General features: G+C 45.2%; 14 protein-coding genes. 3 read left to right on the top strand and 11 right to left on the bottom strand.

The features are described 5' to 3' along the window. Window positions 1-292: 292 nt before the first annotated feature. The 4 genes from P2W84_RS17440 to P2W84_RS17425 all read right to left on the bottom strand — a co-directional run bounded on the left by P2W84_RS17440 (window position 293) and on the right by P2W84_RS17425 (window position 2,518). Entirely contained in the window at window positions 293-1,441 is a 1,149-nt protein-coding gene (locus tag P2W84_RS17440; protein WP_276091447.1) for a chromate transporter, read from the bottom strand. A gap of 2 nt (window positions 1,442-1,443) precedes the next feature. Beyond that, a complete protein-coding gene (locus tag P2W84_RS17435) occupies window positions 1,444-1,680 on the bottom strand; it encodes a hypothetical protein (protein ID WP_276091446.1) in 237 nt (78 codons plus the stop codon). Beyond that, window positions 1,677-1,937 carry a hypothetical protein gene (locus P2W84_RS17430; RefSeq protein WP_276091445.1) on the bottom strand — a complete coding sequence of 87 codons (261 nt, stop codon included), beginning with the start codon at window positions 1,935-1,937 and terminating at the stop codon, window positions 1,677-1,679. Before P2W84_RS17430 ends, P2W84_RS17435 begins: the two co-directional genes overlap by 4 nt. 140 nt (window positions 1,938-2,077) lie before the next feature. Further along, complete coding sequence (locus tag P2W84_RS17425) at window positions 2,078-2,518, bottom strand: Hsp20/alpha crystallin family protein (protein ID WP_276091444.1); 441 nt, start codon at window positions 2,516-2,518, stop codon at window positions 2,078-2,080. A 336-nt stretch (window positions 2,519-2,854) separates the two neighbouring features. Here P2W84_RS17425 and P2W84_RS17420 point away from each other — a divergent pair, with 336 nt between their 5' ends. Beyond that, window positions 2,855-3,046, top strand: a complete 192-nt coding sequence (locus tag P2W84_RS17420; RefSeq protein ID WP_276091443.1) for a cold shock domain-containing protein — start codon at window positions 2,855-2,857, stop codon at window positions 3,044-3,046. Window positions 3,047-3,231: 185 nt separating this feature from the next. Here the strand turns inward: P2W84_RS17420 and P2W84_RS17415 are convergent, their stop codons facing one another. The 6 genes from P2W84_RS17415 to P2W84_RS17390 form a co-directional block, all read right to left on the bottom strand. Further along, complete coding sequence (locus P2W84_RS17415; RefSeq protein WP_276091442.1) at window positions 3,232-3,666, bottom strand: VOC family protein; 435 nt, start codon at window positions 3,664-3,666, stop codon at window positions 3,232-3,234. A gap of 233 nt (window positions 3,667-3,899) precedes the next feature. After that, a complete protein-coding gene (locus P2W84_RS17410; RefSeq protein WP_346348972.1) occupies window positions 3,900-4,394 on the bottom strand; it encodes a phytanoyl-CoA dioxygenase family protein in 495 nt (164 codons plus the stop codon). 84 nt (window positions 4,395-4,478) lie between these two features. Beyond that, entirely contained in the window at window positions 4,479-5,645 is a 1,167-nt protein-coding gene (locus P2W84_RS17405) for a hypothetical protein (protein ID WP_276091440.1), read from the bottom strand. A gap of 20 nt (window positions 5,646-5,665) precedes the next feature. Beyond that, window positions 5,666-6,283: a YceI family protein gene (locus P2W84_RS17400; protein ID WP_276091439.1), complete on the bottom strand. Its 618-nt coding sequence runs from the start codon at window positions 6,281-6,283 to the stop codon at window positions 5,666-5,668. A gap of 35 nt (window positions 6,284-6,318) precedes the next feature. Beyond that, window positions 6,319-7,197 carry a helix-turn-helix domain-containing protein gene (locus P2W84_RS17395; RefSeq protein WP_346348970.1) on the bottom strand — a complete coding sequence of 293 codons (879 nt, stop codon included), beginning with the start codon at window positions 7,195-7,197 and terminating at the stop codon, window positions 6,319-6,321. A gap of 175 nt (window positions 7,198-7,372) precedes the next feature. Further along, window positions 7,373-8,062: an ATP-binding cassette domain-containing protein gene (locus tag P2W84_RS17390; protein WP_276091437.1), complete on the bottom strand. Its 690-nt coding sequence runs from the start codon at window positions 8,060-8,062 to the stop codon at window positions 7,373-7,375. A gap of 417 nt (window positions 8,063-8,479) precedes the next feature. Here P2W84_RS17390 and P2W84_RS17385 point away from each other — a divergent pair, with 417 nt between their 5' ends. Next, on the top strand, window positions 8,480-9,031 hold the full coding sequence (locus P2W84_RS17385) for a ferritin-like domain-containing protein (RefSeq protein ID WP_276091436.1): 552 nt from the start codon (window positions 8,480-8,482) through the stop codon (window positions 9,029-9,031). Window positions 9,032-9,035: 4 nt separating this feature from the next. After that, window positions 9,036-11,255, top strand: a complete 2,220-nt coding sequence (locus tag P2W84_RS17380) for a catalase (protein ID WP_276091435.1) — start codon at window positions 9,036-9,038, stop codon at window positions 11,253-11,255. Between the two features lie 46 nt (window positions 11,256-11,301). Here the strand turns inward: P2W84_RS17380 and P2W84_RS17375 are convergent, their stop codons facing one another. Continuing rightward, on the bottom strand, window positions 11,302-11,781 hold the full coding sequence (locus P2W84_RS17375) for an ankyrin repeat domain-containing protein (protein WP_276091434.1): 480 nt from the start codon (window positions 11,779-11,781) through the stop codon (window positions 11,302-11,304). Between the last annotated feature and the right edge of the window lie 71 nt (window positions 11,782-11,852).

The following is an 11,852-nucleotide window of genomic DNA, read 5'->3' as shown; positions in this document are numbered from 1 at the left end:
GATTTTAATTAATACTCCAAAAATAGAGGAAGTTTTTGAAATCAAAAACTTATTTATACAAAATCTAAATAATGACATTCATGCTTGTTTATCTGAATCCCATAATACCTACCACGTGACTGGATTATAGCACGCTATTAACAGCCGGTCAGCATATGTGCTGTATGTCTTCATTTCATACCTGAATACATCGCTCAATCACCCCTGATATTAGCTAGTTAAAATTTCCGAAAAGGTACCACCAATCGGGCAGATTTTGCCTATTTAGTTGGGTTTGCCTAAATGCTTTTGATCAATATCCCCAAGATAGCCGCTGCTGCATGAGGTACGGTTCCTGTAACTTCTTTACATAAATAAGCGCCAGTCCGGTTGCCACAGCGATCAAAGCGGTCGGAATATCGACAATAGAACGGCTGGCAATAACGATCACCGAACCCACCAGCGCACCGATAACAGCCGCGGTGATCCCGTCTACAAAGGCTTTGATGCTGGCATTCTTCGCAATCTTTTTAAAGTAAGGTGCTAGGATGACCGTGAACAGGAAGCATGGCAGAAATGTGGCTAAGGCAGGAGTGGCTGCGCCGGGAAGTCCGCTGACCAGGTACCCGATAAAACCCACCGTGATCACTACCGGGCCCGGCGTGATCATTGCGACTGCCACGGCATCGACAAACTGGTTTTCTGTCAGCCAGTGATATTCGTTGACCACACCACTATGCAAAAAGGGAACAATAGCCAGGCCGCTGCCAAAAACAAATGTGCCCGCTTTTAAAAAGAACAAGCCGATTTCAATAAGCGTGTCTTTAGAATAATCCCAGAACCCGGTGCTGGTCAGCAAAATAGCTGGTGCGGCACTTGGCCTCTTTAGCCAGACAGGCGGTGCTTTAATGGCCATATAAATTAACCCGCAACCGGCAAACAGCAGGATTTGTTCCTGGTGCGTGACCACGGTGATCGCTACCGCAACCAGATAAAAAAGCCACAGCAACCAGTTAGCTTTGATCGCATCCAAGTTGACTTGGCTGACCGATTTGAGCGTCAGTTTATAGGTGCTGATGCTGATAATGCCGATCACCGCTGCCCCGACACCATAAAACACTTCCCGCATCCAGCTGAGGCCGCTGTATTGCTGGTAGATCATACCCAACAGCGTGACCATCACAAACGATGGCAGGACAAAAGCCAAGCCTGCTAATGTTGCACCCAAAAAGCCGTAATGAACAAAGCCGATATAGATACCCAGTTGCGCGGCCAACGGGCCGGGTGCCAATTGGGCCAATGCGATACCCACTTTATATTCTTCCTCTGTCAGCGATTGTTTCTGCTCTACCAAGTCGCGGTGCATATAGCCGACTAAGGCGACCGGTCCCCCGAAACCCCAGGTGCCCAGCTTCAGAAAGTAGAGGGTCAGTTGCCGTAATGTATATTTCTTATTTTCCATAATCAGAATGCGATACCGAACTGGAAGCCTATACCGAACGATGTTGGTTTATCATTACCGAAACGCAGCGGCAGGGGAACTGCAGCAAACAGGCTGCTGCTTTTACCCTTGATCATGGTTTTATTCAATACGGGTGTCAGGCCATAACGGCCCGAAGTTTCAAAAGCGGCACGGCCGGCAAAAGTCCAGTCTTTACCTAAAGCTACCAGAACACCAGGATGAAAAGTGAAGTTGGTCATTTTACTGGTGTTGGCGTCAGCCCGCACCGTGGGTACAAACTCAGCTGAAAAACCAATGCACTGAATTTCCAGATATTGATACCGACCGGCAGGCCTACGGCATAATAGTTTTTAAAGTTAGTTTCGGTACCGGCACTGCTGAAGGTAACGACAGGATGCAGGATACCCACATAGCCTGCAATTTTCGGATAGGTGCTTTGCGCATCAACAGTTAGGGAAGCGAAAAGCGCGAGGAAGAATAATAGACGTAGTTCCATGCAACAATATTAGCCGTACCCAGAAATACAAAATAGAATATTCTTAACTAATTTGTATCCATTTTACTTCGCCGCAGATTTTTTGGGGCTATTAAACGAAGGGCCACTCCTTGGTGGCCCTTACCTTTGATCTTGGGAAATCAGCTGATCTCTATTTGACGGCTTATGGTTTTTGCTTCTTCCAGTTTTGGAATATCAATAGCCAAAACACCATCGTTATAAGTCGCCTGAATGCCGTTTTCATCAGCGCTTTCCGGCAGGGTAAACGAGCGGACAAAAGAACTGTAGCTGTATTCGCGTTTAGCATAGTTTCTGTCTTCGTGTTTGTCCTCTTTTTGCTGCTCCACGGAAATACTTAAGACATGACGTTCAAGACTTAACTTGAAATCTTCCTTTTTAAGTCCCGGAGCGGCCAGTTCTACATGGTAATGGTCTGCACTTTCACTGATATTGGCAGCGGGCACTCTTGCAACCATACGGTCTGAAAAGAAAGTATCGTTGAAGATGGAATCGAAAACTTCATTAAAGCCTGGCATTAACGAGCTTCTCCTGTTGTCTGGATTAAATTTAACCAATGTCATGGGTTTTTCTCCTTAATTTAATTTAACGATTAAAACTTATTATTAATTAAACTCAAAACTTACGTTCGATGGAAATATTACAAGTCCTGTGCCACCAGGTTTCAGGTGGTTCTACACTGAAAAAATTGCATAAGTGCTGTAAATTTAACATTTGCTAACTGTCAAAAATTCATATCCGGAAGATGGTTTCCGGCCACATTATCCACCCTTAAGGGTATGTTGGAAGGTTTTTTAACGATACTCCCGAAATATTATTTTATAAAATAAAAGGAATAAAAATAAATATTTCATAAAATCAAAATTTTTAGTATCTTTGCCCATATTAAATAAAATAAAATGCAACAAGGAACAGTAAAATTTTTCAATGAGACAAAAGGTTTTGGATTTATCGTGCCAGCAAATGGTGACGCCGAAATTTTTGTCCATGTATCTGGCTTAATTGACAGTATTCGCGAGAATGATTCAGTAAGCTACGATATCGAGCAGGGCAAGAAAGGCCTGAATGCAATTAATGTTAAAATCAGCTAATTAGATTTCCTTCATAAATTGGTAAGACATCCATCTGAACGAGGTGGATGTTTTTTTTTATTCAAGTTAAGCCAAAATTATTAGTAATAGTGATGGAGTTGACACCTCTGGGCCGCTCTCATGTGGTTTGGAACCGGGCTGGGAATAAAAAAGTAGTCCTGCATCCGCAGGACTAACATATCCGGCTATCTGTCATAAGCCGGGTCAAATTCTACAATCCATTCAATGCCGTATTTATCTCTGAGCATTCCTGCGTAGCTGCCCCAGGGTGTATCACCGATGTCGCCTTCGACTTCACCATCCACTGACAAGTCGTTAAATATGTTGCTGGCTTCTTCGCGGCTTTCGGCACTAACCACAATTTTCGACCTGTTTTCGCGCTCGTTTACCTTGCCCATAAATTCGGGCACATCGTTAGCGATCAATACATTGTGTTTGCCGATTGGCAAAGCGATATACATGATTTTATTAGCTTCACTTTCTGGAACCTCAAATTCTGGGCTGGCCAAGTCTTTGAAACGGATGATTTTGCTGAACTCGCCGCCAAAGACTGATCTGTAAAAAATAAATGCTGTTTCGGCGTTGCCGTTGAAGTTGATCCATGGATTGATTGTTCTCATAATTATTTTTTTAGTATCTACTTATCAAAGGTAAGTGATGACATGAAATTCAATGAGGGTTGTTCGCGACAAAAAAAGGGATATTTAAACCAGGAACACTGCGCTGCAAAAAAGTATTCTCATCTTTTGCTGCCTGCTTCATCTTTTAGACGATCTGAGGTCTATTTCATTGCCTTGGTCGACCAAAAGGAACCTGTATACACAAAAACAAGTTTGCAGTTGAAGGCCGCTACCTACATGATATATATCCCTGCCGGAATATCCCCTGGCTCACTTAAAGTAACTGATATATCCATCCTCTCCGACCATTGTAATTGCTCTGGTAGTTCCTGATCACAAAATTCAATATGAATTACTCTCCTTCTCTTATTATTGGTCGTCCTGCTGGAACTGTGCATTAATAAAGGCTTCATAATCATAACCCCGCCCTTAGGGACAGCACAAATGACTTCTGTATCTTTACTTATATCATCCAGACGTTGGATACCATCAAGGTGTGATCCGGGAATTACTCTCAGCGCTCCGTTGTGTTCATTTGTATCATCGAGGTGAATTCGTGCCGTGAAGCACTTATGAAGTATAGGTAATGGTGGCTGTACCGCAAATTGCCCCTGTTTTACGGTCCAGTTACAGAAGCCCTCAACGTTAATACGCTTGTCCACCGAGATTGTTAGGTCCTGATGATAGGATACAAACCAGTTTGATTGTTCCGGCTTGTCAAAATAGATGGTTTTTCAATGGATCGCGAAGCCGTCTTGTTCAATCTGCTGCCTATATGAGTTCATCGAGGCAAAGATGGAAAAGTTGGAACACTAATCAAACACCGCAATTTTCGTGATGGCCGATAGGGTCGCGCCGGTATTGTCGATCTCGACAAGTTTGTCATTTCTCCAGTAGCAGGCGAATGAGCCTTGAGACCCACCAACGTACACATTATTTCCGTTAGTGGCAACCAATGTAGCTAAGCCGTAAGGTTGACCAGCTTTTCCGGGCAGGTCAAACTTCTTGGAAATAACTTTATTGGTTTTGTCGTCAAATTCAAGTGTGACGTAAGCACACTTATTCACCCCATTTTCATAGTATGGCAGGTAAACTTTCTGGTTGACGTAGGTACCTTCATTGATGTGATAATTCACTTCCGGCATATCTGCCTTATACGTTTTTATAGTATGGTCGATGAGGTTGATTGCGACGTAAAATAAGCCCGTTATTGGTGTGCCTTCCTTTTTGCTGGCAATGATAACGATCAGATTGTCGTCGTCTCTGGCAAAGATATTTTCGATGTCGATATAGATATAGCCGGGTATTTCAAGCTTGTACTCATTTATCAATTGATTCTCCCTGAAAACTTGCAGGAAAGTGGTCTTCGTTTCGGGACTTAGTGCTTTACAGACGATCAGGCCTTTTTCGGTACCACAGTATCGTCCGTAGCCATTACCATTGGGTGTTTGTGCCAACGGGTGGTAAGTTTGCTTTCCGGTGTTGCCGTCGACTTTGTAGTAATAGGATTTGGCCCGTTGACCGGGCACGCCCCCAAGTGCGACAATATAAGTGTCGCCCTTATAGGTGATACTACCCTGCGCCCACTCTACATAGCGGGGATCATGTTGACGTCCGGTGGACTCGGCAAAGGGTGTGCTTTGCTGTAAAAACTGGCATAAGCGGGAGCCGTTGCCATCTTTTACTTCATTGCCATAAAAAACGATTCCCTTCGCTATTCCGCCAGGAGAAACCACGGACTTTTCGTAGAAGCCTGTCACGATCAGGCCATCATGCTTGTAGGCAACGATGTTGGTATCGCGGGTTTTTCCATTCCATACCGTAACGACTCCATTGGAGTTCGGCGTCCAGATTTGACCAAACAACAAAGGGTCTTTCGGCGGCGTGATTACTTCCTGATTATCTGGCGTATCCTGGTGATCTTTTTTACAGCTGGCTATGGATAGCGCAATCACTGCAAGCAAACAGAGCTTTTTCATTTTGATAACATATGGTTTGCCTAATCTTTTAATACCACTGCAGCCTTTACATTCAATTTTAGCTCGACGTCAGGAAGCAGGTAAAGTGGTTTTGATGGATCATTGTAACTGGTCATTCCCCATGTTAAACGGTTAATCTTGAAGGCGGCTGTAGTGAACAGGCTGTCTTGGGTGATGGTGATCTTAGCCGGAAAACTAATCTCATGTGTCTGCCCGATCATGGAGAAATCGCCGGTGATCCTGTAATTATAGCCAGCGGTGGTCAGTGTATCTGCTTTATCAAGCGCCTTTGCTGTTTTCAGCTTAAATTCAGCATTCGGGTGCAGCGCGACATTGAAAAAATCGGGGCTTTTCAAATGATTCAGCAGTTCAGTTTTTGCCGGATCAGGCAAATCATAATTTTTGATGCTAGAGATGGGAATGATAAAATTTCCTGCTGACACGATTCCGCTTTGGGTTTGTAAATTACCGGTTACCTCAAAAGCGCCAGTGTGAAAATGGTCACTGGCGACACCTTTCCATTCCACCACCGATGTTTCAGTGTTGATAAGATAGGATGCATCGTCATTATTTTCCTTTTCGCAGGCGGTCAGGGTAGCTATGCATGCGATAGCCATCAGTGTTTGATTAAATTTCATAGATGTATTGAATTACGTTTCCGCAAATTTCGGTTTCAGACGGCCGTCGTCTTTGTAAAAATCCGACATGGGGATGCTGAAAAGCATTTGCCACCTGAAACGAGGTATTCACTCCTGTCACGCTTATGAAATGCAGACGGAGAAATTCCGCTAACTTGTTTGAAGTCTTTTGAGAAATGTGCCGGATCGAAATAACCTAATTGGTAACCGAGTGCCGAGAGGTGTTGTGAAGGATTGTGCTCCAGGGCGTTTAATGCGGTATTTATACGGATAAACTTGCTGATGGTCTTGGGTGAAAGGCCGACACGGGAGTGGAAAACGCGTTCCAGTTGCCTGGCACTGATGCCTAGGGAATGTTCCAGGTCTGCCAACTTACAGTTACCTCGGGTTTGATTCAGTTGCCTGAGGGTGTAGTGTACATAGTTGGCCTGGAGGTTTTCTGATAATAGTTGAGATTGGAAAAACCGGTTCAGTAATGCACACCGGGCGTAGTCGCTTTCGGCAGCGTGTAGTTGCTCATTAAGCAAATGGGCTTCCGGACCCCAGAATTCTCCAAGACAGGTACTCGGGGTATCTGTAAGCTCGGCAAGTGACAAAGTAAGAAATTGCTGAGCGCCTCCTGTCCTGAACTGCACTTTTGCCAGGCGTGTATGACCTGAAAACTTTAACCACAGCGGCTTTGTAAGTTGCCCAACCAAAAAGGCACCGGATGTTTCTTCCATTTGCTCTCCGGCACTCAACGGGCTATATTGGTGATTGTCGCCATAAAGAAAAAGCGCAGAAACCTGGCCAAACGGAATGAGCCGCCATAATGCCGGCATTGCGGACGTCGTTCGCCAGTCAATGTCAACAAACATATAGTTGTCGATGTAAGGCTGTAAAACGGCAGAGGGGCTGTAGCAATTTACATGCATTATGCAAAGCAACCCGAAACTGAGAAATAATTAAAGATCTGTCGACAGACAGCTGATTTTATCGCCAGATAACCGATTGCATCATATTGCTAGCGTTTTAAAGCAAGCTGCCGGAAGTTTAAATGTTTACGGGTTTCAGTCGTGAAACTGTTGACTACAGTTTGTTTGATCAGCGCTAATGCTTGTCATACGCAGACAATTCATTTCGCATTATTTCAGGAAGATACCCCAAGTCGATCAGTTGCGACGGATGTTCAATGATCTTGGTGTTGCCATGTTGCATCAGTACGACCTTTGTTGCGAGGTCCAGAACGTTACAATAATCATGGTCTGTGATGATAAAGCCTTTATCCGGATGCTGACGGATGATTTCTTTCATTCGCTCACAATACAGGGGCGACAGTCCGTTAAATGGCTCGTCCAACAATAAGTATTTTGCGCCTGAATAAATGATTAGAAGTGTTTCGATGACACGCTTTTCACCTCCGGATAAGTCTTGCGCCTTTCTCTTGAGAAACGGTTCTATATAAACATTGTCTTTTAATCGTCTCGCTTCGTCTTTCAGGCAGAAAGAGTCGATGATCTTTTCAAGACGTACATGTACGGGTAAATAACTATCCTGCGGCAGGTAGCTGATGAAGCCCTTAGAATCATGTAACGAAGTGATACGCTTACCGGCTGCAAGCACATATTTGTAGTCTGCAGCAAGTGCGCCGAAGATGATTTTCAATAAGGTAGACTTGCCCGATCCGTTTCTGCCCAGAAGACCTACAACTTCACCTGATGCGCAGGAAATGAACACATCATTCAATATCTGCTTTCCGGCAAAAGCCTTCCTTATACTGTCGGCATGTAATCCGTTCATATTATCACCAAGATTAAACAGAGGATTAAACTGAATATGAAGGTACTAATCCATAACGCGAGTTTGCTCAGCCCTGCATTGTGATAAAACATATATTCATTCGGCTTACTCAGGTCGTAAAACAAGTAGTGAAAGGTTGGTAATATAATAACAATGGTCATTCCCGCACCGACACATATCTGATTGAGCCGCATATATAAAAATGAGAGCAGGAACGATAAGGTTAACGCTGGCAAAATGAGTTTCTGATGAAACAGCCAAAAAATCCGAAGAAGCTGAATATAGGTGATCATCTAACAATAATAGCGACAGGTAAAATTTGGACCAATAAAAGACAAATCTATATTTTTTCAGGAATCCTTCGAATTAGAAAACCCTCCGCTTCCGATTCTGTTATGATGTAAACTAAGCTACACTATGAAAACAAAAAGCGGATCTGAGCCGAAGCTCAGTACGAAGACCAGCATCGCTGAAGAGCCTGCGCTGAAAGAATTGTTCATTGATGGTATCAAGGATTTGTACTGGGCCGAGAATCACCTGTTGAAGGTGCTCCCTAAAATGCAAAAATCCGCCACTTCAGCGGAACTTGCCGGCGCAATCGGAAAGCACCTGGATGAAACCAGAGGACAGGTCGCCAGACTTGAGCAGATATTTACGCTGCTTGATGAAAAGGCTCAGGCTAAAAAATGTGATGCAATGGAAGGACTGGCCAAAGAGGGTGAAAGCATCCTTGAAAGCACCGAGTCAGGAACAGCGACCAGGGATGTAGGCATCATACTCGCCAGCCAGAAAGTAGAACATTATGAGATCGCCTCCTACGGTGGGCTGGCGCAGCTGGCCACTACCTTGGGGCTTAGTGAAGTTTCAGCCTTATTGGTACAAACCCTGGAAGAAGAAAAAAGAGCAGATATTACCTTAAGCAAAATTGCTGAGGCAAACATTAATCAGCAGGCATCAACAGAATCATAAACACATGGCGACTAAAAAACCATCACCTAAGAAAGGTACCGAGGCGGCTATTGACCGCAAGGAGGTATTGCAGCAGGAAACCGCGAAGACCACTTCCCTGCTGCCCCATACTGCCGATGCCGCCGGCGAACAGATGACAACCAATCATGGTGTAAAGATTAACGACGACCAGAATTCACTCAAAGCAGGTGACCGGGGTGCAACCCTATTGGAAGACTTTATATTACGGGAAAAGATCACGCACTTTGACCATGAACGTATCCCTGAACGGGTCGTACATGCAAGGGGATCGGGTGCGCACGGTGTATTCCAATTGTATGAGTCGCAAGCTCCATATACCAAAGCAGCCTTTCTGAATGATACAAAAACCGAGACACCCGTCTTTGTACGCTTTTCGACAGTCGCAGGGTCCAGGGGCTCTACCGATCTGGCGAGAGACGTAAGAGGCTTTGCTATAAAATTTTACACGGAGGAAGGTAACTTTGACCTGGTAGGCAATAATATGCCGGTTTTTTTCATCCAGGATGCGATGAAATTTCCTGACCTTGTACACGCGGTGAAACCCGAGCCGGAGAATGAGATCCCTCAGGCAGCTTCTGCCCACGACACCTTTTGGGATTTCATCTCACTGATGCCGGAATCTGCACATATGGTCATGTGGCTGATGAGTGACCGCGCAATACCCAGGAGCTATCGGATGATGGAAGGCTTTGGTGTGCACACTTTCAGACTGATCAATGCTGAAGGCAAATCGAGTTTTGTCAAATTCCATCTGAAACCGCTGCTTGGTGTACACGCTGTGGCCTGGGATGAGGCCCAAAATATATCCGGAAAAGATCCGGATTTCCACCGTCGAGATCTGTGGGATGCCATTGAATCGGGTGCATACCCCGAATGGGAGCTTGGCTTACAGATCGTGCCGGAAGAAGATGAATTTAAGTTTGATTTCGATCTTCTTGATCCAACGAAGATCATTCCGGAAGAGCTGGTACCGGTCCAGCCTGTTGGCAAGCTGACGCTGAACCGTAACCCGGATAATTTCTTCGCGGAAACCGAACAGGTCGCTTTCCATGTTGGCCATATCGTACCGGGGATAGACTTCACCAATGATCCGCTGATGCAGGGAAGGCTGTTCTCTTATACCGATACGCAACTGATCCGGCTTGGTGGTCCAAATTTTCAGGAAATACCGATCAACAGACCACTGGTCCCTGTACATAACAACCAGCGGGACGGTTTCATGCGCCAAACCGTGAACAGGGGCAAATCCAGCTATAACCCGAACAGCCTGGGCAACAACGATCCTCAGCAGGTTAAGGCGGCAGACGGAGGTTTCACTTCCTATAACGAGCGCATCGATGCGAGAAAGGTACGTGCCCGCAGTAACAGCTTCCGGGACCATTTTAGCCAGGCCAGGCTCTTTTTTAACAGTCAGTCTGACCCCGAGAAAAACCATATGGCCGAGGCCCTGATATTTGAACTGGGAAAAGTAAAGACAGTGGCCATCCGTCAAAGGATGCTGGGCATTTTAAAGCAGATTGATGACAGTCTCGCTACACAGGTAGCTTACGGGCTCGGACTAAGTATTCCCAATGATCTGGCTCGGCCATTGAACCACAGCATACCGGCAGACGGTAAACCGGAAGATCATGAGCCCATCCAGATGAAAAGTGCACTGGCAGCCTCTAAGGCTTTGAGCATGGCCCATACCAGAAAGGAGTCTATCTTAACCCGGAAGATCGCCATTCTTGTTGCAGACGGGGTGGATGCAGTTTCAGTCAAGGCTGTTAAATCAGTTCTTGAGGCTCAGGGTGCAGTTGCAGAGCTGATCGCGCCCAGGCTGGGTAACGTTATAGCTGCCGATGACACCGTATTCATGGCAGACCATAGCTTTCTTACAGCCGCTTCAGTATTATTTGACGCAGTATACGTACCCGGTGGCACCAACAGTGTCGCCAGCCTGGAGGCAGAACCCAATGCTGTACATTTCCTGAATGAAGCTTTCAAGCATTGTAAAGCGATCGCTGCAGATGAACAGGCGATACAAGTATTGGAAGCCACTTACTTCTACAAAAAATTACCAGAGGAATATAATGAGGAAACAGCACTGGCTGAAGGTATTATCATTGGCCCTGACCCGGTTAAAACTGCAAAAATCTTTGCGAAGGCAATTGCTATGCACCGGTTTTGGGAGCGAGAAAAGCCGAGAATGATACCTGCATAAAAAAGCGCCTTGACGGAATGTCAAGGCGCTTTTTTTAAGCTTATCTTTAGCTTGCTGCCTGCAAAATTGATATGGCCTCTGTATTTCCCTGTTGTGCTGCAAGGTCATATACGGACATTCCGCGATGGTCAACCAGATCGGTTTTAGCACCTGCCTGAAGTAAAAGCCTGAGAAGCTCGTGTCTGCCGAACATAGCTGCAAACATCAGCGCGGTACCTCCGTTGCCATGCTGCCTGTCCAAATCAGCACCTTTCCTGATCAGCAGTTCGGCAATTTGCGGATAGCCCTTAAAGGAAACGCCCATCAGCGCAGTGTTGCCTCCATAGTCAACAGCATTAACATCAGATCCGTGGCCGATCAGGAATTCCGCTGCAGCATACTGATTATTATAGCAGGCAATGATCAAAGGTGTATAACCTTTTTCATCCTGTAAGTTAATGTCAACTCCCCTGTCGATCAGCTCCTGAAGGACTTCAATATTTCCTACCCTTGCCGCATGAATGATAACTTGCGTAAAATTTTCCATATTAAATCATAAGTGCCTGTAATGTGCAATACCTTCGGTGTTAACACTGCATTTATCAAGTTGTTTTGGCT

Source organism: Pedobacter sp. JY14-1, from assembly GCF_029269825.1.
Classification (GTDB): domain Bacteria; phylum Bacteroidota; class Bacteroidia; order Sphingobacteriales; family Sphingobacteriaceae; genus Pedobacter.
Note: the sequence above shows the minus strand (reverse complement) of the source record. Positions and strands in the feature narration are given on the sequence as shown.